Source organism: Agrococcus casei LMG 22410 (assembly GCF_900163565.1).
Taxonomy (GTDB): Bacteria; Actinomycetota; Actinomycetes; order Actinomycetales; family Microbacteriaceae; genus Agrococcus; species Agrococcus casei.
Window position 1 is genome coordinate 1 of sequence record NZ_FUHU01000041.1, and the last position, 24,254, is coordinate 24,254.

Consider the following 24,254-nt stretch of genomic DNA (forward strand, 5'->3'; position numbering starts at 1 on the left):
CAAGACCGACCCGAAAACCGGCGAGATCATGAGTTGACAACTATAGGAGCATCAACGCGCTTGCTGAGACCGTGAACGGCTACTACAAGGCCGAGCTCGTGCGCAGGCCAGCGAAATCGGGGCCGTGGAAAACGAATGATGATCTTGAACTCGCGACCCTCGGCTGGGTGCATTGGCACAACACGAAACGGCTCCATGGCTACCTCGGTGATGTGCCGCCTGCAGAGTTTGAAGCGGCGTTCTATGCTGGAGTTGCCAGCGCCAAAGAACTGGTCGAAATCAAATGAGTTAAGTCTCTAAGAAAACCAGGGCGCATCAGAACTCCCTTTGGAGTTGAGCTTCGGCGGGGTTTGCCGAACTGCTTGTTTTGTGGGGGTTTCTGCCGAAGTGCTTGCAGATTGCAAGCGTTTGGGCAGATCCAAGCGTTTCGGCAGACGGTGGGCCGGCAGGTCGGCGCGGGTGGCAACTGAACTCCAAAGGGAGTTCAGGCGGCGAGTTCGCTGACGGCACGTGCCCGGATGCCCGTTTAAGCGGGTGTCTGGCCGAAGCCGCGCCGAAAGTTTGGGAGAATCAGAGGGTGTCTGAGTCAAATGAGCCCCGCCAGCGGATGTCCACCGAGCACCAGCAGGTGCGCGTGCGAACATCGCCGCGCTACGGCGTCTTCATGGCACTCGGCGCGGTCGTCTTCGCGCTCGTCGCATGGGGCGTCAGCTCGACGGTCGAGCCCGGCCTGCAGGCCGACGGCACCCGCATCGACACCACGCCCGTCATCGGCCTCATGGTCGTCGTCGGCTTCGTCGTCGGCGCAACCGTCGGCGCGCTGGTCGCGATCCTGCTCGACTTCATCGTCGGCCGCAAGACCCGCGAGGCCGAAGCCGAGCGCGTCACCGTGACCGAAGAGTACGACGACGAGCTCGCTGCAGACGATGCCGATGCAGGCGACCGGGACCGCGCATCCGCCCCCGAAAACCTCGACGACCCCGCCGACCCGGCCGACCCCGCAGACCCCACAGACGCAGACCCCGCCCAGCACGACACTGGCGAACACCGCCCGGGCCAACACCGCTCGGGCCAATGACCTTGCTGCCCGCGCTGTGGTCGCTGACGGCGACTGCGGCGTTGGGCGTGTTCGCGACGATCGGCCTGCTCGCTGACCAGCAGGCGCTGGCGATGCTGATGACGGCAATCCTGCTCGGATGCGCACTCGGCTCGCTGCGCTTCGCCCGCATCGTGCAGCTCGTGCTGGTGTCGCTGGTGCCGCCGTCGCTTGCGGTTCCGGCGGTGTTTGCGTGGGTTCCGGATGCGGAGCTGCCGATCACGGCGAGTGTTGCGCTGGCAGCCGCCGCGGCGTTGGGTCTCGCGGCCGGTCGGCCGAACTTCGACCAGCGTGCACGGCAGCCCGCGCTCGCGGCCCTCGTGCGCGGGCTCTGCATAGCGGTCGCAGCTGTCGCGGTCGGTGTGCTCGCGTCGTTCAGCATGGCTGCCGCGCTCACGGTCGCTGCCGCTGCTGCGGTCGCGTGGGTCATCGTGTTCTCGACGTCCGCGCCGCCGAAGCGCATCCGCCGCGATGGCCTGCAGCCCACCGAGCTGCTGCAGACGGCGCTCGTCGCGGCCGGAACAGGCGGATGGGCGGTGCTGTCGCTCGTGATCGCCGACCAGGCGGGAATCACCGATGAGCTTGTCGAGACCGGCACTCCCGCGCTGCCGATCGCGGTTGCGGTTGCTGCGGCGGCTGTCGGTGCGGGGCTCGGGGCCGCGGCGGCGCTGGCACTGCTCCGCCAGGGAATCCGTCTGCTGCCCCAGTTGACCCTTGTCATTGCTCTCGTGGGCATGGCGCTCGTGATGATCGCTCGGCCCGGAGGCCTTGCGGCATTCGCAGCAGTCGGCGTGCTCGTGGCTGTGTTCGGCCTTGCGGCCGCTGTGACCATCGCCCGCACCCGCCCTGCTCCCGAGCCGGCGCCGGCCACGGAGCACACGCCATCCGACACCGCCGCCATTGCCCGTCGCCTCTTCGCAAGCGAGGCGGTGCTCGAACGCTTCGCGATTCCGGCAGTGCTGGCATCAGCCGCGCTCGGCGCACTCATCGGCGGACTGCTCGGGTCGATCGTCGAAGTGCGCGACGCACTGTTCGTCAGCCTCGCGGCAGTGGCCGCAGCTGCTGTGTGGATCGCGGTTCGCAGGCAGCTCGCCCGCGAAGTCAGCTGAGCTGCGAGCGCTCGACCCAGGCGAGGTACTCGCTCGAGACGTCGCCCGTGACGTATTCGCCAGTGAAGCAGCTGTCTTCGAGCTTCTTGATCGACGACCCCTGGGTGATGGCCTTCGTCATGTCGTCGACTTCCTGGTAGACGAGGAAGTCGCTGCCTAGTGACGCATTGATCTCGGGAATCGTCTTGCCCGACGCGATCAGCTCGTGACGCGACGGCATGTTGATGCCGTAGACGTGCGGGTAGCGAACCGGGGGAGCAGCCGACGTGAACGTGACCGAGTTGGCGCCCACCTGGCGGGTCATGTCGACGATCTCGTGGCTCGTGGTGCCGCGCACGATCGAGTCATCGACAACCAGCACGTTCTTGCCCTCAAACTCGCTCGCAAGCGCGTTGAGCTTCTCGCGCACGCTCTTCTTGCGGTGCTCCTGGCCGGGCATGATGAACGTGCGGCCGACGTAGCGGTTCTTGTAGTAGCCCTCGCGGTACTCGATGCCGAGCTTGCGGGCGACCTCCATCGCGGCGGGGCGTGACGAGTCGGGGATCGGCATGACGACGTCGATCGCACCCGACGGCGTGTACTTCTCGATCGTGTCGGCCAGGCGCTCGCCGAGGCGCAGACGCGACTCGTAGACGTTGATGCCGTTCATGATCGAGTCGGGTCGGGCGAGGTAGACGTACTCGAACGAGCACGGAACCAGCTGCGACGACGGATGCGTCTGCTTGCTCTGCAGCTCTCCGTCGAGACCGATCAGGATCGCCTCGCCCGGATCGACGTCGCGCACTAGCTCGTAGCCGCTCGCGGTCAGGGCGACCGACTCGCTCGCCACCATCCACTCGGTGCGGCCCTTGCCGCCTTCGCGGCGGCCGAGCACGAGGGGTCGGATGCCGTACGGGTCGCGGAACGCCAGCAGGCCATAGCCCGAGATCAGCGCGATGACGGCGTACGATCCGCGGATGCGGTCGTGCGTCCTCGAGACCGCCGTGAAGACCTGCTCGGCATCGAGGCCGGCTGGACCGACCAGCTGCTGCAGCTCGCTTCCGAGCACGTTCAGCATCATCTCGGTGTCGCTGCCCGTGTTGGTGTGGCGCATGTCCTGCGTCGCAAGCTCGCGCTCGAGGTCGCGCGTGTTCGTGAGGTTGCCGTTGTGCACGAGCACGATGCCGTACGGGGCGTTCACGTAGAAGGGCTGAGCCTCGAGCTCGTTCTTGGCTTCGCCGCTGGTGGCGTAGCGCACGTGCCCGAGGCCGACGCGGCCCACGAGCGCGCGCATGTCGCGGGTGCGGAAGGCCTCCTTGACCATGCCCTTGCCCTTGCGCACATGGATGTGCGAACCGTCGAGGGTCGCGATGCCCGTCGAATCCTGGCCGCGGTGCTGCAGGAGCCCCAGCGCGTCGTAGACCTGCTGGTTGACGCTCGAAGTCGAGGCGATGCCGACGATGCCGCACACGGAATAGTCCTCCATTGGCTGAGAAGCGAGGTACCCGCCAAGCCTAGTCGCTTCTGTGGGCTGTGCTTTGTGGTTGCTGGTTGTGGTGGTGTTGCTTTTCTCGGTCGATCAGCGGTTCGGCGTCAAATAGTGACGTGGAACGCCTGAGCGACCGAGAAAAACAGCACAGGCGTACCCTTGACCCATGGCAAAGGTGCTGCAGATCACGTTCGACTGTGCCGACCCGCTGGGGCTCGGCGAATTCTGGTGCGAGGTGCTGGGCTATGTGCGCGAGAGCCCGCCCGAAGCCGAGACGTGGGAGGAGCAGCTGCGGCTTTGGAAGGTGCCCGAGAGCGAGTGGAACTCGCGCAACGCCATCATCGACCCCGAGGGCGCCAGCCCGCGGATCTACTTTCAGCGGGTGCCGGAAGGCAAGAGCGCCAAGAACCGGCTGCACCTCGACATCAGACAGGCGCCGGGCCTGACTGGCGAGGAGCGCATGGCGGCGTTCGAGCAGCGGGCCGCCGAGCTGGTGGCGATGGGCGCTGAGCGGGTGCAGCGGCTTGACGACAACCCGGCGACGGGTGATCTCGGCATCATCGTGATGCGCGACCCCGAGGGCAACGAGTTCTGCCTCGACTGATCGCCATTTTTCAGCCCCCAGCGAGGGTTCGGCTGCAATATGCAGATGGAGTCACTCTGGGGTCCGAAAACGGCGCGCCCTACGCAGCAACCGCCTCGCGAGCCGCCACGAACGCAGCCACAGCGCGGTCGACATCAGCATCCGAGTGCGCAGCCGACAGCTGCACACGGATGCGCGCCTCACCCTTCGGCACCACCGGAAACGAGAACGCCGTCACATAGACGCCCTCGGCCAGCATCGCGGCCGCCACATCGGCGGCAACCCGCGCCTCGCCGAACATCACCGCGATGATCGGGTGCTCGCCCGGCAGCAGCTCGAACCCGGCCGCAGTCATGCCCTCGCGAAAGCGAGCAGCGTTGCGCTCGAGCTGCGAGCGCAGCGACTCCGCGCCTTCAACCAGGTCGAGCGCAGCGAGCGAGCCCGCCACGACCGAAGGCGCCAGCGCATTCGAGAACAGGTAGGGGCGCGAGCGCTGACGCAACAGGTCGACGATCTCCTGGTGGGCTGCGATGTAGCCGCCCGAGGCCCCGCCGAGCGCCTTGCCCAGAGTGCCCGAGATGATGTCGATGCGATCCTGCACGCCGAAGCGCTCAGGCGTGCCCGCGCCGGTCGCACCCACGAAGCCGACGGCGTGAGAGTCGTCGACCATCACCATCGCGTCGTACTTGTCGGCCAGGTCGCAGATCTCGTCGAGCGGCGCATAGTAGCCGTCCATCGAGAAGACGCCGTCGGTCACGATCAGTCGGCGCCGCGCCCCGGATGCCTCCTGCAGCCTCGCCTCGAGCTCCGCCATGTCGCGGTTCGCGTAGCGGTAGCGCGCAGCCTTCGAGAGCCTGATGCCGTCGATGATCGAGGCGTGGTTCAGGGCGTCTGAGATCACGGCGTCGTCGCGGCCCAGCAGCGTCTCGAAGAGCCCGCCGTTGGCGTCGAAGCACGACGAGTACAGAATCGAGGCCTGCTGCCCCAAGAACGACGCCAGTCGCGACTCGAGCTCGAGGTGCTGATCCTGCGTGCCGCAGATGAACCGCACCGAGGCCATGCCGAAGCCCCAGTCGTCGAGTGCGTCGCGGGCGGCGGCAACGACGTCGTCGTGGTCGGCCAGCCCGAGGTAGTTGTTGGCGCAGAAGTTCAGCACCTCCGTGCCCGCGGTGAGCACGTTCGCGCCCTGCGGCCCGGCCAGCGGCCGCTCGTGCTTGGTGAGTCCGTCGGCCTCGATCTGGCCGAGCTCATCGGCCAGGGATTCCCGAATGCTGTACACAGTGTGCTCCTATCGTGCGAATCGCAGAATGACCTTCGACGCGGCGCCGCTCGACGCAGTGTCGAACGCCTCCTGCCAGTCGTCGAAGTCGAATCGGTGGCTGATCACGGGCGTCACGTCGAGTCCCGAAGCGATCAGCTGGGTCATGGCGTACCAGGTCTCGAACATCTCGCGGCCGTAGATGCCCTGAATCGTCAGCATGCGGCCGACGACGAGCCCCCAGTCGATCGAGATCTCGCTGGCCGGCAGGCCGAGCAGCGCGATGCGTCCGCCCGCGTTCATGTTGCGCACGAGCTCAGGCAGCGCGGTGGGCGAGCCTGACATCTCGAGCGCCACGTCGAACCCCTCGCGCATCGCGAACTCGCTCTGCACATCCCGAATGCTCGTCTCGCGCGGGTTCACAGCGGTGAAGCCCATGGAGCGCGCCAGTTCGAGGCGCGGCTCGGCGATGTCAGTGAGCAGGATGTGGCGGGCACCGACCATGCGCACGACTGCGGCGGCCATCAGCCCGATGGGACCTGCACCCGTGATCACGACGTCTTCTCCCACGAGCGGAAACTTGAGTGCCGTGTGCACGGCATTGCCCAGCGGGTCGTAGATGCCGAACACGTCGAGCTCGTCGTCGGTGGTGTTCGAGAGCGACTTGCCCTGGTGCACCCACACGTTCTCTGCCGGCACGACGACGTGCTCCGCGAATCCGCCGTCTTGCCCCACGCCGAGATTCGACGTCTGAATGCACAGGTGGCGGCGGCCGGCGCGGCAGTTGCGGCACTGACCGCAGACGATGTGGCCCTCTGCGCTCATGAGGTTGTCGACTTCGAGACCTTTCACGCCCTCGCCGAGCTCGACGATCTCGCCGGTGAACTCGTGGCCGACGGTGATGCCGGGCTTGACGTTGGCGGCAGCCCACGAATCCCACTTGTGGATGTGCAGGTCAGTGCCGCAGATGCCAGCGCGCAGTACGCGCACCTTCACGTGGCCGGGCGGCGGTGCCGGCTCTGCGATCTCATCGACGAACAGGCCTGCTGTTCCGTCGGTGCGGAGTGCTTTCACGGGTCTCCCATGGGTCTCGGGGCGCCGGCCGCTCGCTTGTGGCGGTTGCGTCGGCTGCGGTGTGACTGCTTCGAGGCATCGGCGCCTCGTCGGATCCGTGCCCAGCCGGTGCGGCGTCGCACGGGATTCCTGAGCCATCCTACCGAGCGACGGCGGTGCGTTACGAGGATTCCCGAACCCGCATCGGGGTACCCTATTGACCATGACGAACCCCTATGCCGCATCCGGTGTCGACACAGAGGCAGGCGACCGCGCGGTCGAGCTGATGAAGGCCGCGGTCGCCAAGACGCACACGGCCGGAGTGGTCGGCGGATTCGGCGGATTCGCGGGTCTGTTCGATCTGTCGGCTGCGGGCAGGTTCCGTCGTCCGCTGCTGGCCACATCAACCGACGGCGTGGGCACCAAGATCGCGCTGGCGCAGGCGATCGACAAGCACGACACGATCGGGCAAGACCTGGTCGGCATGGTCGTCGACGACATCGTGGTCGTGGGCGCGAAGCCGCTGTTCATGACCGACTACATCGCGTGCGGCCGGGTTGTTCCCGAGCGCATCGCAGACATCGTGCGCGGCATCGCCGAGGCATGCTCGGCCACCGGCACGTCGCTGGTGGGCGGCGAGACCGCTGAGCACCCGGGCGTCATGGCCGAGCACGAATACGACGTGGCAGGCGCCGCGGTCGGCATCGTCGAGCACGACGAGCAGCTCGGCCCGGATCGCGTCGAGATCGGTGACGTCGTCATCGCGATGGCATCGAGCGGCCTGCACTCGAACGGCTTCTCGCTCGTGCGCCACGTGCTCTCGGAGCGCGACATCGCACTCGACGCGCACGTCGAAGAGCTCGGGGGAGTGGCGGCCGAAGTGCTGCTCGAGCCCACGCGCCTCTACACGCAGCCGCTCGTCGAGATGCTCGAGGCGGGCCTCGGCATCCACGCGCTCTCGCACGTGACGGGCGGCGGCATCGCCGCGAACCTCGCTCGCGTGCTGCCCAAGGGCGCCTCGGTCGAGATCGAGCGCTCGTGGAGAATTCCCGAGGTCTTCGGTGCGCTCGCGCACATCGGTGGCTTCGGGATCGACCAGACTGAAGGCACTTGGAACCTCGGCATCGGCATGTTCGCCGTCGTTGACGCAGCTGATGCAGAAGCAGTGATCACTGCCTCGCACGCGGCCGGCATCAACGCCTGGGCAGCAGGACGCGTTGAGTTCGGAGCCTCCCTCAGCGAGGATTACATTCAGGGCGCCAAAGGTGTAAACGGCGGCGCTGTAAGACTGCACGGCAATTGGAGTTAACATGAGCAACTACGACCCTAACCAGGGCTACGACCAGAACCAGGGCGTTCAGAACCCTTACGGCGGCGGCAACGCGCCCGCCGGCTACGACCCCAATGCGGGCAAGAGCGACAAGCGCACCTTCGGCCTGTGGTCGCTGTGGCTCGGCATCGCCGGCATGATCATCCCCGTCGTCCTGCCCTCGCTGGCAGCGCTGGTGCTCGGCATCGTCTCGCTCGTCAAGGAGCCCAAGGCCAAGACGCTCGGCATCTGGGGCACGGTGCTCGGTGCACTGGGCCTGATCTGGAGCCTGATCTTCCTGACGGTGGTCATTCCGCTCATCCTGATTCTCGCGTTCGTCCCAGCAGTCGTCGAGTACGGCACCTACACGTCATACTAGGCAGCAGTTCGCCCAAAATCGGGCCAGAGCGCTCCGCCATGTGGATTATCCACTCGGCGGGGCGCTCTGCCGTGGATTTGAGCGGAGTCGCTCAGCACTCGACGTAGGCGACCGCGAGGCCGCCCATCGCGGTCTCTTTGTACTTGTCGCTCATGTCGGCGCCGGTCGCACGCATCGTCTCGACCGCGGTGTCGAGCGAGATGTGATGTGATCCGTTGCCGTGCTTCGACATGCGGGCGGCGTTGATCGCCTTGACCGATGCCATCGCGTTGCGCTCGATGCACGGAATCTGCACGAGCCCGCCGACCGGGTCGCACGTCAGCCCGAGGTTGTGCTCGATGCCGATCTCGGCGGCGTTCTCGATCTGCTCGGGAGAGGCTCCGATCACGTCGGCGAAGCCTGCCGCTGCCATCGCACAGGCTGACCCGACCTCGCCCTGGCAGCCGACCTCGGCTCCCGAGATTGACGCGTTCGACTTGATGATGATGCCGATCGCGCCTGCTGTCAGCAGGAATCGCACTCCCCAGGGCAGCCCATCCGCATCCGACTCGGGCTTGTGCACGAACCGGTCGTAGTAGTGCATGACTGCCGGGATGATGCCGGCGGCGCCGTTGGTCGGCGCGGTCACGACGCGGTTGCCCGCTGCGTTCTCTTCGTTGACCGCGAGGGCGAAGAGGTTGACCCACTCCATGCCGTCGAGACGGTCTTCGCCGGGCTTGCGGCCGGGATCTGCCTCGCGTGCGAGCAGCTGGTCGTGCCAAGCCTTGGCGCGACGCTTGACCTTGAGGCCGCCGGGCAGGATGCCGTCGACTGAGATTCCGGCGTCGACGCAGTCGCACATGACCTGCCAGATGTGGCGCAGGGCCTCGATCGTCTGCTCGGGCTCGCGCCAGGCGCGCTCGTTCTCGAGCATGAGCTCAGCGATCGAGAGGCCTGACGACTTGCAGTGCGCAAGCAGCGCATCGCCGCTCGTGAAGGGGTAGGGCATCTCGCGCACTCGCTCGAGTGGAGCGGGCACGGGCGTCAGCACGTCGCCCTCGTCGTGGCGCATGACGAAGCCGCCGCCGATCGAGTAGTAGCCGGCGGTCTCGATGACCTCGCCGGCAGCGTCGTAGAGCGTGAGCCGCATCGCGTTCGGATGCTCGGGCCGCATAGTGAGCGGCCTGAAGATGGTGTCGCGGCCCGGGTTGAACGGGATCGCGTGGGTGCCGGCGAGCACGAGCTCTTCACGTTCGCGGATGCGCTCGATCGTGGGCGCGATGCTGGCGGTCTCGACGGTGTCGGGGGCGTAGCCAGACAGCCCGAGCATCGCCGCGATGTCGGTGCCGTGGCCCGAGCCGGTTGCGCCGAGCGAGCCGAACAGGTCGATCTGCACGCGCCGCGCGTTGTCGAGACTGCCGTTCGCCGAGGCCTGCTGGATGAAGTCGGATGCAGCCCGCATGGGGCCGACCGTGTGCGATGACGAAGGGCCGATGCCCACCTTGAACAGGTCGAGCACAGAGAGGTGCTCGAACACCGGTGCCGGTTCAGTCGTGTGTGATCCGGGGGCTTCGGTTGTCGTCATCGACAGCTCCAATCAGAGTCTGCGCACTCGAGCGGATGCTCGCACGGCTGGCAGAGTCGACTACCAGTCAAGCATGGCGCGGCGCAGGTGCAAGCCGTGTGCGCGTGGCTTGGCGCAAGACGCCCGGAAATCGAGCGTGGCAGTGCTAGGCGCTGCGCTCGTCGCTTTCGTCGGTGGAGTCGTAGTCGGCGTAGTCTGACCAGTTGTCGATGTCGACGTCGGCAGCCTGCTCGCCCCCGCGCAGTTCGCGCTCGAGCGACGAGAAGTTGACGTCAGGACTGTATGACTTCAACTCGCGTGCAATCTTGGTGTGCTTCGCCTTTTGACGGCCACGACCCATGCCGAACCCCCGAATGTCTCTGCAGCTCACAGGGCCTCTGCCTCTGCAGCTGTGCTCCGTTAAACGCTGTGTGCCAATTCACCCTGGTGAACACAGGTGTAATCCAACCTGCATAGTATCACGCGCGCCCGCTCGATCTGCCTCTGAGCACGCGTGGCTACGACCAGAGAACCTGCCCCGCAGTGATGCCGAGCCACGCGAATGCCACCGACACGAGTGCGGTGACGGCCACCAGGGCCACGGCGCGAACCCGCTCTCTGCGTCGCAGCGCCTTGGCTGCATCCGTCGACGCAGTCGAGAACGTCGTGAACCCGCCGCAGAATCCCGTCAGCACAGCCAGGCGGATGCCCGGGTCGTCGATCGCAGACGCCGCAAGACCCGCGATGAGCGAGCCGGCGATGTTGACACCGACGGTGATCCAGGGGCGAGTGCGCTCGCTGCCGAGCCGTGAGAGCCCGAAGCGAAGCAGCGCGCCGACAGCGCCGCCGAGGGCGACGAGCAGCACGGATGCGGGGGTCATCGGGTGCCCTTCGTTGCAGTTCTGGAGCCGATCGACAGGCCGGCGTAGGCGACGGCGACTCCGGCCACGGCGACGCCCATGACCAGCAGCACCGAGAGCAGGGTCGGGGCAGCATCGGCGGCGGATGCGCCCCAGAGTGCCAGCGCGGAGTACGTCGTGAAGCCGCCCAGCAGGCCGGTCTGCACTCCCTCGCGAAGCCAGGCAGGCCATCTGACTCGATCGCTCGCTGCGCGACCCGCGAGCACGCCGAGAACGAGCGAGCCGATGAGGTTCACCGCAACCGTCGACCACGGAAGCCCCTGCTCGGGCATCGCCAGGTCGGCAAGCAGTCGCAGCAGCGTGCCAGCGGCGCCGCCGAGCGCGACGGCAAGCAGGGTGAGTGGCATGCAGAGCACGATACTCGGCACCTGTGACACGGGCCCAGCACGGGGGTGTCGAGACGGTTGTCGGCTGCCGCGCTCACGTCCGTGTCACATGTCGGTGCAAGAATGATCGATGTGCACCTCCTCGCCAAAGCCAGCCTCAAGAACCGCGCACTGATCGCGCTTGCAACCATCTGCGCGCTGTTCTTCGGCGTGGTCGCGATGCAGAGCCTTCGCACCGAGCTCGCGCCCGACATCGAGCTGCCCCAGATCGCCGTCATCACGCAGTATGAGGGGGCAAGCCCCGAGGTGGTCGCGAGCGATGTGACCGACCCGATCGAGCGTGCGCTGCAGGCGGTTCCAGACCTCAAAGAGACCACTGGCACGTCGTCGCAGGGCTCGTCGATCGTCATGGCCGAGTTCGAATACGGCATCGACGTCGCGACCACCGAGCAGAAGGTGCAGCAGGCTGTGGGCCGCGTCGATGCGGCGCTTCCCGACACCGTGACGACCGATGTCGTCAGCGGCTCGATCTCAGACTTTCCGATCATCCAGATCGCCATCGGCATCGGCGACGAAGACCCGGCCGCCCTCGCCGATCGCATCGAGCTCGACGTGCTGCCGCGTCTCGACCGCATAGAAGGGGTGCGCGACACCTCGCTCAGCGGCGTCGAGGGCCAGCGCGTCAGCATCACGCCCGATGCAGACGACCTCGCGCAGGCGGGCCTCACGGCGGCAGATCTCAGCGAGGTCATCTCGGCCGCGGGCCAGCTGTCGCCGGCGGGCACGGTCGACGACGAAGACAGCACCCTCAGCGTGCAGCTCGGCGAACAGCTCGAATCGGTTGCCGACATCGAGGCGCTGCCGGTCAGCGGCGACCTCACGGTGGCCGATGTCGCGGCCGTTGAGGTCGAGCAGGATCCCGCCACGAGCGTCGCCCTCGTCAACGGCGAGCCCGCAGTCGTGCTGGCCGTGACCAAGACGCAGTCGGCGAACACCGTCGAGGTGTCAGACCAGGTGCGCGCGCTCTTCCCCGATCTCGAGGCAGTGCTCGGCGAAGGCCACGACATCACGGTCGTGTTCGACCAGGCGCCGTTCATCAGCCACTCCGTCGAGGCGCTCGCGACCGAGGGGCTCTTCGGCCTCGGCATGGCGGTGCTCGTCATCCTGGTGTTCCTGCTGTCGGTGCGCTCGACGATCGTCACGGCGATCTCGATTCCGACCAGCCTGCTCGTCACCATGATCGGCGTCTGGGCCTCGGGCTACACCCTCAATGTGCTCACGCTCGGCGCCCTGACCATGGCCATCGGCCGCGTCGTCGACGACTCGATCGTCGTGGTCGAAAACATCAAGAGACACCTGTCATTCGAGCGCGACCGCATGCGTGCCATCTCGAATGCAGTCAAAGAGGTGGCCGGCGCCATCACCGCCTCGACCGTGACCACGATCATCGTGTTCCTGCCGGTGGCCTTCGTCGGCGACATCGCGGGCGAGCTGTTCAGGCCCTTCGCGATCACCACCTCGATTGCGCTCGCGGCCTCGCTGCTGGTCGCGCTGACCATCGTGCCGGTGCTCTCGTACTGGATGCTGCGCAGCACCGCGCCCGCGCATCCGTCTGATGCTGTCGAAGAGGCGCCTGCTGCCGAGACCGTCGCGCAGTCGGCGAAGACGGATGCACGGCCACGGCGCCAGCGCGGCGTGCGGTCGGTCTTCGGCCCGGGGCGACGTCGCAGCCAGCAGCAGAAGGCCGAGCGACGCGCTGTCGAGGCCGGACGGGCTGTGGGCGTTGCGGCGGCCGGCATTGCGACCGACAGACGAGCCGTCGGGGCCTCAGCGTCTGCGGCGAGGACCGACCGCCTCGACGCCGACGACTCGAAGCGCGACTGGATGCGCCGCGGCTACGGCGGCGTGCTCAAGGCGACGCTGCGCCACCCCGCGATCACGCTGACGAGCGCCGCGGTGATCTTCGTCGGCAGCCTCGGGCTCACGCAGCTGATGGGGCTGTCGTTCCTGGGCAGCAGCGGCGAGAACAGCGTCTCGCTGTCGCAAGAGACCGAGCTCGGCCTGTCGCTCGAGGCGCAGACCGACATCGCGCTGGCCACCAGCGAGGCGATTCAGGGCGTCGACGGCGTCGAGACGGTGCAGGTGACGGTGTCGTCATCGGCCGGCGGCATGCAGGCGATGATGGGCGGGGGCGGCTCGTCGATCACCTACTCGGTGTCAGCTGACGAAGACGCCGACATGGAGCAGGTGACGCAGCAGATCCGCGACGCCACTGCCGACGAGCCGGGCGAGATCTCGCTCATGCAGGGCGGATTCGCGTCGACCGAGATCGCCGTCGACGTGCAGTCGTCTGACCCCGAGGTGCTCGAAGAGGCCGTCGGAGCAGTCGCCGCCGAGATTGAGGCGCTCGACGGCATCGCCCAGATCGAGACCAACCTGTCAGAGCAACAGCCGCTCGTCGAGGTCGCCGTCGACCGTCAAGAGGCGGCCAGCCGCGGCCTCACCGAGGGCCAGGTCGTCAACATGGTCGCGGGACTCACGCAGCCGCAGCCCGTGGGGTCGATCCAGCTTGACGGAGCCCAGGTGACGATGTATCTGTCGCCCGAAGACCCGCCGGCAACGCTGACCGAGTTGCGCGAGCTCGACATCATGACAGCGACCGGCCCGGCACAGCTCGACGACATCGCGTCGGTCGAGATCGTGCAGTCGCCCTCTGAGGTGAGCACGGTCAACTCGACCCGCAGCGCAACCGTGAGCGTGACACCCGACGGCGACGACATCGGCGCAGTCACGACAGCAGTGACGGATGCGCTCGATGCGGCCGACCTGCCGGCCGGCTCTGAGTGGTCGATCGGCGGTGTCTCACAGCAGATGACCGATTCGCTCACGCAGCTCGGGCTTGCGGCGCTGATCGCCATCCTGCTGGTCTACATCGTCATGGTCGCCACATTCAACAGCCTGCTGCAGCCGCTGCTGCTGCTGATCTCGGTGCCGTTCGCGGCCACCGGTGCGCTGATCATGCAGGTGCTCTCGGGCATCCCGCTCGGCGTCGCCTCGATGGTCGGCCTGCTGATGCTCGTGGGCATCGTCGTGACCAACGCGATCGTGCTCGTCGACCTCGTCAACCAGTATCGAGCGAAGGGGCAGAGCGTTCGCGAGGCGGTGCTCTCGGGCTCTGAGCGACGCATGCGCCCGATTCTGATGACCGCCGCGGCGACGATCTTCGCGCTTGTGCCGATGGCGCTCGGCATCACGGGGCAGGGCGGCTTCATCTCGCAGCCGCTCGCGATCGTCGTGATCGGAGGGCTGCTGTCGTCGACCCTGCTGACGCTCATCGTGCTCCCCGTGCTCTACGCAGTCGTCGAAGGCGCTCGCGAACGCCGCGCCCAACGCAGAACCGAACACAAAGCCCAGGCCGCTCTCCAAGCGGCATAAGAGTCAGAGCGCCAAGCGGGCTCACAGCCGCACCCGCTTAAATGGTGGATGGCGCCCACCTCGATCGGATACGGAGTCCTCATGCCGACGTACCTCATTGTTCACAGCGCATCTGGCGCGCACGATGCATCAGCATTCCTGCAGCCGCCGACCCTTCGCGTCAACGACCTCGAGTGCCCCCTCGACTGGGGCGACACGACCCTTGAAGTCCGCGACGGCGACGCCGAGGTCGAGGTCCGCGCCGCAACTGCCGACGAGAGCATGCGCGCATCTGTGCAGCTGACGCTGGCGCCCGAGACCGGCACCCGCCTCACGTTCGTGGCGGCCGGCGACGGCGGCGCCAAGCTGTCGGTCAACGGCCAGTGGCCCGCAGACGCAGCCATGGAGTACTACGCGGCACGCGACTCCCGCACGCTTGCCCAGGCTCGCCCGGCGACCACACCCATTCACGACGACCTGGCCTCGGCCGGGTCAGCGGGATCGGCAGGGTCTGCCGGCTCCGCGGCAGAGGCTCCTGCTCAGGCGGCCGAGCAGCCCGCGACCGAGTCGCAGATCTCACACGACACCGATGGCCCCAGCCGCCCCGCGGTCGGGCCGAACATCGGCTCGCGTGGCTCGGTGCCCTCTGTCACGTCGCCCGACTCGGCCTCGCAGTTCGGCTTCGAGCAGTCGCGCACGGTCGAGCCCGCTGTTGCAGCGTTCAACACGCAGCCTCCCCGTGCCGAGCAGTCGCCGCAGCATCCTGCTGGGCAGCACCGCGCATCCGCGCCGGTCGACCCTGCCCAGGGTGGGTCGCCGCCCGCTGGTTCGTCGCCCGCGCAGGGAGCACCCGTGCAGGGTGGTGCGCTGCCTGTTCCGCCGCTGAAGGTCGACGAGTCGCGTCAGATGCGTCCGCCAGTCGAGCCCGAGCGCGGCGTCGGAGAGTTCGGCCAGCCGACCGACGACATGAATGCCTGGAGCGCGGCGCCGGTTGCGGGCACCGCCGGATCCTTCGGCGAAGCCGACGACACAGCGCAGCCCGATGCGGCGTCGGCTGACGCAGCGCCGGCAGACTTCGGTGAGAAGGCCGAGCCGGTCGAGGTCGACACGAGCAATGAGCCCGACACGGTCGCAGGGCCGATTCCGGTCGTCGCTGATGCCGAAGCCGGTGCAGACGCCGACGATGCGTCTCAAGCAGCAGTGCCGGCGGCCGAAGAGTCGCCTGCCGCAGAGCGCGAGGCCGCTGTCGAGGAGGCTGCCGCCGCTGGCGAAGCCGCCGATGCAGAAGTCGAAGACGAGACCGCGCAGGTCGCATCGCCCACCGATGGCAACATCGCGACCGGCCGCATCACTGTCGTCGAGGCAGACGATGCGGCGAGCGAAGACGCCGATGTCGCGCCCGCAGCTCCGGCAGCAGCAGTGCCCGAACCGGTGCAGGCCTCGACGCCGCAGCCATCACAGTCGCAGCCCACGCCGCAGCAGAGCGCGCAGCCGTCGGCTCCGCAGCAGAACCCGCAGTACGGCGCAGCACAGCCCAGTGCCGCACACCCGAGCGCGGCGCAGCCCAGCGCCGCCCAGCCCAGCGCTGGCCACCCAGCGCAGGCCGGCTTCGGAATGCAGAACCCACAGCAGCCGCAATCGCAGCAGGGGAGTCAGCACATGAATCAGCCGCAGTTCAACCAGGGCTACGGGCAGCAGCCGCAGCCGCAGCAGCCCGGACAGCCTCCGCAGCAGCCTGGCCAGCCCGGATTCCCCGGCAACCCGCCCCAGCAGCCCGGTCACCCCGGTCAGCCGCAGCAGCCGGGTCAGCAGTTCCCGGGTCAGCAGCAGCCGGGTCAGCCTCAGCCTGGCCAGCGCGACATGTACGGCAGGGATCCTGGTCACACAGGCGCGATTCCCACGCCGCAGCAGTACGACTCGTACGCGCGCAGCACCTACCAGGGCGGGCAGCCGCAGCAGTCGTTCGTGCAGCCGGGCCAGCCCATCCGCCCACAGAACCTCCAGCAGGGTCAGCACCCCCAGCAGGGCCAGCACCCGCAGCAGGGTCAGCAGTTCGGTCAGCCTGGTGCGCAACAGGGCCAGCCCGGATTCCCGGGGCAGCACCCAGCACAGCACCAGCAGCACCCGGGTCAGCAGCAGGGCTTCGGCCAGCAGCAGCCTGGCCAGCCGCAGCAGAGCCAGGGGCAGCAGGGGCAATTTCAGCCGCAGCAACCACATTCGGCCCAGACCGGCTACAATCGTGGAGGCCAGTTCGATCAGTCTGGCCAGATCAATCAGCAGAATCCCTACAGCCAGCAGCCGCATCTTGGGCAACAGAACGCCCGTCCGCAGCAACCCGCGCCTCAGCAGATGCCTCAGCAGCCGGGCTGGTACCCAGATCCGAACCGTCGGGCCGAGTACCGCTGGTTCGATGGCAACTCATGGACCGGCTATGTCGCGACAGGCGGCGTTCAGCGTCATGAGTAGCAAACAGATGCAGTGCCACGAAGGCACGCAGGCTGCGCGGCAACTGCCGTGTAGATGAAGGCTCCGCTATTCGAAATCGGAGCGAATTTTGGAGCTCAGATGCATTCGAGTGGCAGCCAGCCCGGTTCAAAGGGCAACCACAGGAAGGGCAATTCAGCCGCTTCCGGAAACTCACGATTCAAGCGACGAGTGAACGACTCAAAGGGTCGTTCGCGCTCAGACCGACCGGACTGGCAGCCCAAGGAGTCGCGCGGCGCCGAACAGGCTTTCCGCACCCGTGGCGGAGGACGCCCCGGTGCAGGCCGGCCCGGTGCCGGTCGCGATGACCGTCGCGGCGGCCGATACGAGTCTGACGACCGCGGCGGTTCACGCGGCGGCGAGCGCGGAGGATTCCGCGGCGATCGCCGCAACGACCGTGGCGATGACCGTCGTGGCGGATTCCGCGAGGACCGCGGAGGGTTCCGGGGCGACAAGCGCAACGATCGCAATGATGACCGCGGTGGGTTCCGCGGTGACAGGCGCAACGATCGCAATGATGACCGTGGTGGATTCCGCGGTGGTCGCGGTGGCGATGACCGCGGCGGCTCGCGCGGCAGCGACCGTGGCGGCTTCCGCAATGACCGTCGCAACGACCGCAGTGACGACCGTCGTGGTGGATTCCGCGATGATCGTGGCGGCTTCCGTGGTGACAGGCGCAACGATCGTAATGACGATCGCGGTGGCTTCCGCACTGACCGTCGCAATGACCGCAATGACGACCGCGGTGGCTTCCGCGGCAGCGACCGCAACGCTGACCGCGGCGGTTTCCGCGGGCGTGGCGGCGACGAGCGTCGCAGAGGCGAAGACCGTGGCGGATACCGCGGCCGCGGCGGCAACGTCAGCAGCGACCGATCCTCGCGCGCCGAACGACCGCAGCATCACGTGCGCACTGACCGCACATCCAAGGGCTACGTTGACGACACCGTGCACGAGAGGCTCGAGGCGACTGCCATCGACTCGTCGACGGTCGCGTCTGACTTCGCTGCGCTGGGTCTCGGCGACGGCATCGTCCGCGCCCTGACCGCTCAGGGTGTGACGTCGCCGTTCCCGATTCAGTCCGGAACAATCCCGGCTTCGCTCGAGGGCCGTCACGTGCTCGGCCGCGCCAGCACCGGCAGCGGCAAGACCGTCGCATTCGGTGCCCCGGTCGTCGAGCTGCTCATGCGCACAAAGTCGAAGGAGCGTCGTGTCGAGGGCCGCAGCCCGCGCGCCCTCATCGTCGCGCCCACGCGTGAGCTCGCAGAGCAGATCAATCGCACCGTCTTCTCGCTCGCTCGCGAGGTCGGCCTCTTCACCGTGCTGATCACGGGCGGAACCGGCCAGCAGCCGCAGGTGGCTTCGCTGCGTAAGGGCGTCGACATCGTGATCGGCACCCCCGGACGCATGGAAGACCTCATCGACCAGGGCCGCCTCAACCTCGGCCGCGTCGAGATCGCCGTGCTCGACGAGGCAGACCACATGGCAGAGCTCGGCTTCATCGAGCCTGTCGGTCGCCTGCTGCGTCAGACGCACCCCGACAGCCAGAAGCTGCTGTTCTCGGCGACCCTCGACCGCGAGGTCGAGTCGCTCGTCAAGGAGTTCCTGACCGACCCGGCGATCTACGAGGCCGCAGATCTCGAGCAGACGAACGACCAGGTCGAGCACACCGTGCTCGTGGCCGACCGTCACGACAAGGACGCTGTTCTCACGAACCTGGCCGCCATCGGCATCAAGAGCGTGTTCTTCACGCGCACCCGTGCGTACGCAGATCGTCTTGCCGACCAGTTCATTGACGACGGCATCCGCGCCACTGCAATGCATGGCGACCTCTCGCAGGCCCGCCGCACCCGCGGCCTCGAGAAGCTGCGCCGCGGCAAGATCGACGTGCTGGTGGCGACCGATGTCGCGGCCCGCGGCATCCACGTCGACGAGATCGAGCTTGTCGTGCAGGCAGACCCGCCCGACGACCACAAGGCCTATGTGCACCGCGCTGGTCGCACTGGCCGCGCCGGCGCATCCGGTCACGTCGTGACGGTCATCGCGCCCTCACGCCGCCGTCGCATGCAGGAGCTGCTCGACCGCGCTGAGCGCGAGGTCGTGATGATTCCGGTCGACGCGACCAGCGATCTCGAGGGCATTCTCGGTCTCGGCCGCAGCGCCTAGGCACAGCACTGAGGGGCTCACCGCAGGCATCTGCTTGTGGTGGGCCCCTCTTGTGCTGCGCCCGTGCGAGGAATGCCACGAAATCGCTACGCGATTTCCAGGCGAAGCGCATGCCTTCACCTGCGCGAATCTCCTAGGCCTGCACGGTCTCAGCAGCCGCCTTCACCTGGTGCCTGCGCCACGGCGAAAGCGACAGCGCACCGGCGACCAGCACGGCAGCGCAGACGACCAGCAGCACCCTGAAATCGACGAACAGGATGAGCCCGGCGCCCACAATCGATACGGCGGTCTGGGGCACGTTGAGCATCATGTTCATGGCGGCGGATGTGCGTCCCTGCACATGCGGAGGAGTCACGCGCATGCGCAGGGTGACCGCCCCGACAACGCTCCATGAGATACCGAACCCGCCGAGCATCCATGCCGCCGCGACCAACACGAGAGCAAGCGGCGAACCGGTCGGCAGCATGATGACGACCGCCGTGGCGCCCACAAGACACAGAGCGAGCGCAGTCACGCCGAACGCGACGGTTCGCTGCTCGTCGAAGCGCTTGATGAGCGCCGCCGCTGTGAGGCCGCCGACGACCGCGCCGATGCCCTGCACCGTCGAGATCGGGCCGAGCATCTCTGGGTCGAGCCCGAGGCCCTGCTCGATCAGGGGGAACACCATGATGTTCAGCAGCCCCGTGATGCCGAAGGCGGCGGCGAGCACGATCATGATCAGACGCAGCGATGTGTCAGTAAGCAGCAGACGGAACCCCGACCAGATGCCCGCATAGGTGTCGGTCTTGCCTGCCGGAGCCGTCTCGGTGACCTTGACGGTGAGCAGCACCAGAGCCGCAATGCCGAAGCAGACGGTCGTGAGCGCGATGACCGCTGTCGCGCCGAACGCGACGTAGAGCATGGTGCCGAGCAGGGGAGTGAGGATGCGGAGGCCCTGGTCGATGGTTGTGAAGAGCCCGTTGGCTGGTGCGATGTGCTCGTCGGGCAGGATGTCGCGCAGCAGACCAGACTGAGCGGCGCCGATCAGGTACTGGGCCGCGCCGTAGATCAGCGTGATCGCGTAGATGAGCCAGAGGTCTTCGGGGCCGCGCACGAACAGCAGCAGCAGCACGACGAGGGCGACAGTGCCGTTGCCGGTGATGAGCAGCGTGCGGCGCGACATGGCGTCGGCGAGGCGTCCAGCGAGCGGGGCCACCAACGCCGGCAGGCCGAGGAAGATGAACACAGACCCGGCCGCAGCGTCATTGCCCGTGAGGTCTTTGACCCAGACGGCCAGCATGAGAAACAGCGCGCTGTCGGCGAGGTTCATCGACACCCACGCGCCGGTCAGGCGCCTGAACGGCGGCAGGCTCAGCGGGCCAGTTCTGAACGGGCCAGTTCTGAGCTGGCCAGTCCTGAGCTGGCCTTTGGCCGACGACTCGGGTTGCGGGCTCATGATGCGTCTTCTTCAGTCGGATGCGCATCCGTCACGGCGTCCGGGTCGTGCGGCTCTGAGTCGGGGTCGGGGTTCACCGCGGCGAACAGGCGGCCGCGGCGCGCACCCGCGGGGCGAAGGGTAGGATCGGCGCCTCGACCCCGGAACGGCTCGACGAGGGCGATGACGCGCTCGACGAGGTCCGTCATCTCTTCTGCCGTGGCCCAGAAGTCGCTGTTGTTGACGGTCGTGGCCGAGACCCACTCGGGCTGGTTGGGGTCGAGCGCGCCCCGCTGCAGATCCTGCATCAGACGCTGCATCTCGTTCTGCACATACAGCACCGCAACCCGGCTCGACGCGACGATCGACTGGGGGTCACTAGGGTCTGGCGAGAGGTTTCTCGACTCGTGCGCGGCTCGCCAGGGCTTCTCGCGACCGCGCTGCTCGGCACGCTCGACGTAGCCGTACTTCTCGAGCGTGCGCAGGTGGAATGAACAGTTGGCGACGGTCTGATCCAGTTGCTCGGCGAGCTGGCTGGCAGTCTTCTCGCCATGCTTGTCAAGGAGCGACAGGATGTCGACCCGCACCGGATGCGCGAGCGCCTTGAGCGTCTCAGGGTCGCCGGTGCGCAGCTCGCGGCGTTCGCTTGGCTCAGCCACGGATGCCTCGCAGTGCTGCTTCGATGTGCGCTGAGCTGATGGGCTCGTTGGGTCGCTCGGGGCTGCGGGTGACACGTCGCTCTGCGGTGTGCCACGGCTGCTTCGGGCTGGGTTGCCTGGTCATGATGTGCGTCCTCACGGTCGGTGGAGGCTGATCCTCCTGATGTTAAACGATACTTGCGAAAGAAGAGTTGCGCAAGAGTTGTTTAACATGGCGTGTCGCTGGGGGCGGCGCGCCGCTCCGGCGGCTGTCGGCTTGCTCGTGTCAGAGGCCGTCGCTAGCGTTGAGACATGCGCATTGCAGTGGTTGGAGCCACCGGACAAACGGGCAGACTGCTCATCGAGCGGCTGCACAAACTCGGCGGGCAGGCGGTTGCCGTCTCTCGCTCAGGCAAGTCGGTTGAGGGGGCAGTCGATGCCGCCGCGGCCGACGTCGTGACTGGCGCGGGGCTCGACGCCGCGCTTGAAGACTGCGACGTTCTGGTCGACGTCGTCAACACCCAGAAGCTGGTCGATCTTCGCGTCTTCAGCCTCGGCGCCCGCAACCTGATCGCGGCTGCCGAGCGCGTCGGCATCAAGCGCGCCGTCATGCTGTCAGCGGTGGGCGTCGAGCAGTCGCAGTACCCCTACCACCGCAAGAAGGCCGAGCAAGAGCGCCTGTACCGAGAGTCGTCACTCGACACCACGATCGTGCGTGCCACCGAGTACCACAGCTTCATCACGTCGTTCTTCGAGAACGGGTCGGCGATGGGAGCCATCCCGGTGTTCCTGGGTGCTCGCTTTCAGCCGGTCGCGCCCGAAGAGGTCGCCGATCTGCTCGCGACAACGGTCATGAATGATCTCGGCGACTCCGAGATCGCCGGTCCTCGCGTCTGGGTCTCGCGCGACCTCGCGAAGGCGTGGCAGCAGTCTTCGCGGGCTCGCGGGCTCATCGTCAATGGGCCGTTTCCGCCGAAGCTGCTCGAATTCTTCCGCTCGGGCGCCAACCTCAGCGACACCGCACTGCAGGGTGCCGTGTCGTTTCAAGAGTGGCTGCAGCGCCAGTCGCGGCACTCGTGAGCGCCGCCGCACCACTTGAGGTGCTGCAGCGCGTCTGGGGCTACGAGAGCTTCAGAGGCGAACAGGCCGACATCGTGCAGACCGTCATCGACGGCGGCGATGCGCTGGTGCTCATGCCCACCGGCGGCGGCAAGAGCCTCTGCTACCAGCTGCCTGCGCTCATTCGCGAGGGCACAGCCGTTGTCGTCTCGCCGCTGATCGCCCTCATGCAAGACCAGGTCGACGCCCTCGAGCAGCTGGGTGTGCGGGCGGCGTTTCTCAACTCTTCACTCGACCTCGACCAGCGCCGCTTCATTGAACAGCAGCTGGTTGCGGGCGAACTCGACCTGCTCTACATCGCTCCCGAGCGGCTGCAGCAGGTCGCACCCCTGTTTGACCGCACCAAGCTGTCGCTCTTCGCGATCGACGAGGCGCACTGCGTGGCGCAGTGGGGTCATGACTTCAGACCCGAGTACCTGCAGCTCGACGAGCTGGGGCGCCGCTGGCCTGAGGTTCCGCGCATCGCTCTGACCGCCACAGCGACCGTCGACACGCGCCGCGAGATCGTCGAGCGTCTCGGGCTCGGCAACGCGCGACAGTTCGTCTCGAGCTTCGACCGGCCCAACATCCAGTACCGCATCGCGCCCGGCAGCCAGGCGCGGCAGGCATTGCTCAAGGTCATCCGCGACGAGCATGACGGCGAAGCGGGCATCGTCTACTGCCTCTCGCGCAAGTCGGTCGAGCAGACGAGCGCCTGGCTGAACGAGCAGGGCGTCGAGGCTCTTCCGTACCACGCGGGGCTTTCGGGCGATCAGCGCCGGCGCAATCAGCAGAGGTTCCTGCGTGAAGAGGGCATTGTGGTCGTTGCCACGATCGCGTTCGGCATGGGCATCGACAAGCCCGACGTGCGATTCGTCGCGCACCTGAACCTGCCGAAGTCAGTCGAGGGCTACTACCAAGAGACCGGTCGCGGCGGCCGCGACGGCCTGCCGTCGACCGCGTGGCTGGCGTACGGCCTGCAAGACGTCGTGCAGCAGCGCCGCATGATCGATCAGGGCGAGGGGTCGCCGGTGCGCAAGCGCGCGCAGTCGCAGCATCTCGATGCGATGCTTGCGCTCTGCGAGACGGTCGAGTGCAGGCGCGTGCAGCTGCTGCGCTACTTCGGGCAAGAGAGCACAGCGTGCGGCAACTGCGACACATGCCTCGAACCGCCGCCCACCTTCGACGCTACGGTTGCGGTGCAGAAGCTGCTCTCGACGATCGTGCGGCTCGGCCGCGACTACAACCAGACGTTCGGCGCTGGCCATCACATCGACGTGTTGCTTGGCCGTCGTACCGAGCGCATTGAGAGCCGGGGACACGATCAGCTTTCCACCTTCGGCATCGGCCGTGACGTGAGCGAGCCCACCTGGAGGTCGATCGTGCGCCAGCTGCTGGCCTCGGGAATCCTCGCGGTGCAGGGCGAGTACGGGGTTCTGGCGGTGACGGATGCGGCGCGTCCGGTGCTGCGCGGCGAGACCGAGCTGCGGCTGCGGCAAGACCTGCAGACACAGAAGTCGGCACGTGTCTCGAAGCACAAGTCGGCGGCGAGCGACCTCAGCTCGGGCCAGCAGGGGCTGTTCGAGCAGCTGCGGCAGTGGCGTGCGAGCGAAGCTGCGGGGCAGGGAGTCCCGGCCTATGTCGTGTTCGCCGACAAGACGCTGGTCGCGATTGCCGAGTCTGCGCCCGCTTCGATCGACGACCTTCGCGGAGTGTTCGGCATCGGCGAGGCCAAGCTCGAGCGCTACGGCGCGCAGGTGCTGAAGGTAGTTGCGGCGGCTTCGGCTGATGCTTCTGGTTCCGATGCCGCTGGTTCTGATGCTTCGGGTGCTGAGGTGCCTGCCGGCTGACGCCTGCTGCTGGCCCGCCTGCTGACTGAGCCCGCGCATCCGCTGCTCTGCGCATCCGTTCTCGTCTGCTGGAGCCCACCCTGCCGAAGTGCTTGTTTTCGCGGCATTTCTGCCCAAGTGCTTGCCAACTGCAAGCATTTCGGCAAATC

21 protein-coding genes and 1 pseudogene are annotated in these 24,254 nt (G+C 67.2%); 11 read left to right on the forward strand and 11 right to left on the reverse strand.

The annotated features are described in order from the left end of the window. Nucleotides 1-53: 53 nt before the first annotated feature. The 3 genes and pseudogenes from CZ674_RS09845 to CZ674_RS09855 form a co-directional block, all read left to right on the forward strand. Nucleotides 54-287 (forward strand): annotated as a pseudogene (locus tag CZ674_RS09845) (integrase core domain-containing protein); the annotation flags it as partial. A gap of 290 nt (nt 288-577) precedes the next feature. Next, on the forward strand, nt 578-1,078 hold the full coding sequence (locus CZ674_RS09850) for a YtxH domain-containing protein (protein WP_143244709.1): 501 nt from the start codon (nt 578-580) through the stop codon (nt 1,076-1,078). Next, nucleotides 1,075-2,205 (forward strand): hypothetical protein, encoded by a 1,131-nt coding sequence (locus CZ674_RS09855; protein ID WP_086992356.1) that lies wholly within the window; start codon nt 1,075-1,077, stop codon nt 2,203-2,205. The genes CZ674_RS09850 and CZ674_RS09855 overlap by 4 nt, the downstream gene beginning before the upstream one ends. Here the strand turns inward: CZ674_RS09855 and purF are convergent. Beyond that, complete coding sequence (purF, locus tag CZ674_RS09860) at nt 2,198-3,655, reverse strand: amidophosphoribosyltransferase (protein WP_086992357.1); 1,458 nt, start codon at nt 3,653-3,655, stop codon at nt 2,198-2,200. The two genes, CZ674_RS09855 and purF, sit on opposite strands and share 8 nt — an antisense overlap. A gap of 184 nt (nt 3,656-3,839) precedes the next feature. Between purF and CZ674_RS09865 the strand changes: the two genes are divergently transcribed. Then, a complete protein-coding gene (locus tag CZ674_RS09865) occupies nt 3,840-4,277 on the forward strand; it encodes a VOC family protein (RefSeq protein ID WP_086992358.1) in 438 nt (145 codons plus the stop codon). Between the two features lie 79 nt (nt 4,278-4,356). On the opposite strand, the gene CZ674_RS09870 is transcribed toward CZ674_RS09865, so the two are convergent. Then, nucleotides 4,357-5,535, reverse strand: a complete 1,179-nt coding sequence (locus CZ674_RS09870; protein ID WP_086992359.1) for a glycine C-acetyltransferase — start codon at nt 5,533-5,535, stop codon at nt 4,357-4,359. A gap of 9 nt (nt 5,536-5,544) precedes the next feature. Further along, a complete protein-coding gene (tdh, locus tag CZ674_RS09875; RefSeq protein ID WP_234988544.1) occupies nt 5,545-6,588 on the reverse strand; it encodes an L-threonine 3-dehydrogenase in 1,044 nt (347 codons plus the stop codon). A gap of 202 nt (nt 6,589-6,790) precedes the next feature. Between tdh and purM the strand changes: the two genes are divergently transcribed. Continuing rightward, entirely contained in the window at nt 6,791-7,876 is a 1,086-nt protein-coding gene (gene purM, locus CZ674_RS09880) for a phosphoribosylformylglycinamidine cyclo-ligase (protein WP_086992361.1), read from the forward strand. Between the two features lies 1 nt (nt 7,877). Next, the gene (locus tag CZ674_RS09885; protein ID WP_086992362.1) at nt 7,878-8,255 is read left to right on the forward strand and encodes a DUF4190 domain-containing protein; all 378 of its coding nucleotides are present in this window, start codon (nt 7,878-7,880) and stop codon (nt 8,253-8,255) included. 91 nt (nt 8,256-8,346) lie between these two features. On the opposite strand, the gene CZ674_RS09890 is transcribed toward CZ674_RS09885, so the two are convergent. From CZ674_RS09890 to CZ674_RS09905, 4 genes are all read right to left on the reverse strand, one after another. Continuing rightward, nucleotides 8,347-9,819 (reverse strand): L-serine ammonia-lyase, encoded by a 1,473-nt coding sequence (locus CZ674_RS09890; RefSeq protein ID WP_086992363.1) that lies wholly within the window; start codon nt 9,817-9,819, stop codon nt 8,347-8,349. A gap of 145 nt (nt 9,820-9,964) precedes the next feature. Further along, the gene (locus CZ674_RS09895) at nt 9,965-10,159 is read right to left on the reverse strand and encodes a DUF3073 domain-containing protein (protein WP_086992364.1); all 195 of its coding nucleotides are present in this window, start codon (nt 10,157-10,159) and stop codon (nt 9,965-9,967) included. A gap of 157 nt (nt 10,160-10,316) precedes the next feature. Further along, nucleotides 10,317-10,679 (reverse strand): fluoride efflux transporter FluC, encoded by a 363-nt coding sequence (locus tag CZ674_RS09900; protein ID WP_086992365.1) that lies wholly within the window; start codon nt 10,677-10,679, stop codon nt 10,317-10,319. Next, the gene (locus CZ674_RS09905; RefSeq protein ID WP_086992366.1) at nt 10,676-11,065 is read right to left on the reverse strand and encodes a fluoride efflux transporter FluC; all 390 of its coding nucleotides are present in this window, start codon (nt 11,063-11,065) and stop codon (nt 10,676-10,678) included. The genes CZ674_RS09900 and CZ674_RS09905 overlap by 4 nt, the downstream gene beginning before the upstream one ends. A gap of 102 nt (nt 11,066-11,167) precedes the next feature. Between CZ674_RS09905 and CZ674_RS09910 the strand changes: the two genes are divergently transcribed. Together CZ674_RS09910 and CZ674_RS09915 are read left to right on the forward strand one after the other, a co-directional pair. Next, complete coding sequence (locus CZ674_RS09910) at nt 11,168-14,479, forward strand: efflux RND transporter permease subunit (protein ID WP_086992367.1); 3,312 nt, start codon at nt 11,168-11,170, stop codon at nt 14,477-14,479. An 81-nt stretch (nt 14,480-14,560) separates the two neighbouring features. Next, on the forward strand, nt 14,561-16,924 hold the full coding sequence (locus tag CZ674_RS09915; protein WP_159456955.1) for a DUF2510 domain-containing protein: 2,364 nt from the start codon (nt 14,561-14,563) through the stop codon (nt 16,922-16,924). A 366-nt stretch (nt 16,925-17,290) separates the two neighbouring features. On the opposite strand, the gene CZ674_RS14400 is transcribed toward CZ674_RS09915, so the two are convergent. Then, on the reverse strand, nt 17,291-17,845 hold the full coding sequence (locus CZ674_RS14400; RefSeq protein ID WP_143244710.1) for a hypothetical protein: 555 nt from the start codon (nt 17,843-17,845) through the stop codon (nt 17,291-17,293). Here CZ674_RS14400 and CZ674_RS14405 point away from each other — a divergent pair, their 5' ends adjacent. Next, complete coding sequence (locus CZ674_RS14405; protein ID WP_143244711.1) at nt 17,846-19,105, forward strand: DEAD/DEAH box helicase; 1,260 nt, start codon at nt 17,846-17,848, stop codon at nt 19,103-19,105. Between the two features lie 133 nt (nt 19,106-19,238). Here CZ674_RS14405 and CZ674_RS09925 read toward each other — a convergent pair whose 3' ends face one another. Genes CZ674_RS09925 through CZ674_RS14525 form a run of 3 tightly spaced genes read right to left on the reverse strand, consistent with a single transcriptional unit; the run spans nt 19,239 to nt 21,302 of the window. Further along, nucleotides 19,239-20,540: an MFS transporter gene (locus CZ674_RS09925; RefSeq protein WP_086992370.1), complete on the reverse strand. Its 1,302-nt coding sequence runs from the start codon at nt 20,538-20,540 to the stop codon at nt 19,239-19,241. Beyond that, a complete protein-coding gene (locus CZ674_RS09930) occupies nt 20,537-21,178 on the reverse strand; it encodes a helix-turn-helix domain-containing protein (RefSeq protein ID WP_159456956.1) in 642 nt (213 codons plus the stop codon). Before CZ674_RS09930 ends, CZ674_RS09925 begins: the two co-directional genes overlap by 4 nt. Next, nucleotides 21,171-21,302: a hypothetical protein gene (locus CZ674_RS14525; RefSeq protein ID WP_268802399.1), complete on the reverse strand. Its 132-nt coding sequence runs from the start codon at nt 21,300-21,302 to the stop codon at nt 21,171-21,173. The genes CZ674_RS09930 and CZ674_RS14525 overlap by 8 nt, the downstream gene beginning before the upstream one ends. 167 nt (nt 21,303-21,469) lie before the next feature. Between CZ674_RS14525 and CZ674_RS09935 the strand changes: the two genes are divergently transcribed. Then, a complete protein-coding gene (locus CZ674_RS09935; protein WP_086992372.1) occupies nt 21,470-22,237 on the forward strand; it encodes an SDR family oxidoreductase in 768 nt (255 codons plus the stop codon). After that, entirely contained in the window at nt 22,207-24,105 is a 1,899-nt protein-coding gene (gene recQ / locus CZ674_RS09940) for a DNA helicase RecQ (protein ID WP_234988546.1), read from the forward strand. Before CZ674_RS09935 ends, recQ begins: the two co-directional genes overlap by 31 nt. Nucleotides 24,106-24,254: the final 149 nt, after the last annotated feature.

What these genes read in the sequence shown, in the direction of transcription:
- CZ674_RS09855 (WP_086992356.1), top strand. Translation starts at nt 1,075, where the DNA reads ATGACCTTGCTGCCCGCGCTGTGGTCGCTGACGGCGACTGCGGCGTTG.
- CZ674_RS09865 (WP_086992358.1), top strand. Translation starts at nt 3,840, where the DNA reads ATGGCAAAGGTGCTGCAGATCACGTTCGACTGTGCCGACCCGCTGGGG.
- purM (WP_086992361.1), top strand. Translation starts at nt 6,791, where the DNA reads ATGACGAACCCCTATGCCGCATCCGGTGTCGACACAGAGGCAGGCGAC.
- CZ674_RS09885 (WP_086992362.1), top strand. Translation starts at nt 7,878, where the DNA reads ATGAGCAACTACGACCCTAACCAGGGCTACGACCAGAACCAGGGCGTT.
- CZ674_RS09890 (WP_086992363.1), bottom strand. Translation starts at nt 9,819, where the DNA reads ATGACGACAACCGAAGCCCCCGGATCACACACGACTGAACCGGCACCG.
- CZ674_RS09895 (WP_086992364.1), bottom strand. Translation starts at nt 10,159, where the DNA reads ATGGGTCGTGGCCGTCAAAAGGCGAAGCACACCAAGATTGCACGCGAG.
- CZ674_RS09900 (WP_086992365.1), bottom strand. Translation starts at nt 10,679, where the DNA reads ATGACCCCCGCATCCGTGCTGCTCGTCGCCCTCGGCGGCGCTGTCGGC.
- CZ674_RS09905 (WP_086992366.1), bottom strand. Translation starts at nt 11,065, where the DNA reads ATGCCACTCACCCTGCTTGCCGTCGCGCTCGGCGGCGCCGCTGGCACG.
- CZ674_RS09910 (WP_086992367.1), top strand. Translation starts at nt 11,168, where the DNA reads ATGATCGATGTGCACCTCCTCGCCAAAGCCAGCCTCAAGAACCGCGCA.
- CZ674_RS09915 (WP_159456955.1), top strand. Translation starts at nt 14,561, where the DNA reads ATGCCGACGTACCTCATTGTTCACAGCGCATCTGGCGCGCACGATGCA.
- CZ674_RS09925 (WP_086992370.1), bottom strand. Translation starts at nt 20,540, where the DNA reads ATGAGCCCGCAACCCGAGTCGTCGGCCAAAGGCCAGCTCAGGACTGGC.
- CZ674_RS14525 (WP_268802399.1), bottom strand. Translation starts at nt 21,302, where the DNA reads ATGACCAGGCAACCCAGCCCGAAGCAGCCGTGGCACACCGCAGAGCGA.
- CZ674_RS09935 (WP_086992372.1), top strand. Translation starts at nt 21,470, where the DNA reads ATGCGCATTGCAGTGGTTGGAGCCACCGGACAAACGGGCAGACTGCTC.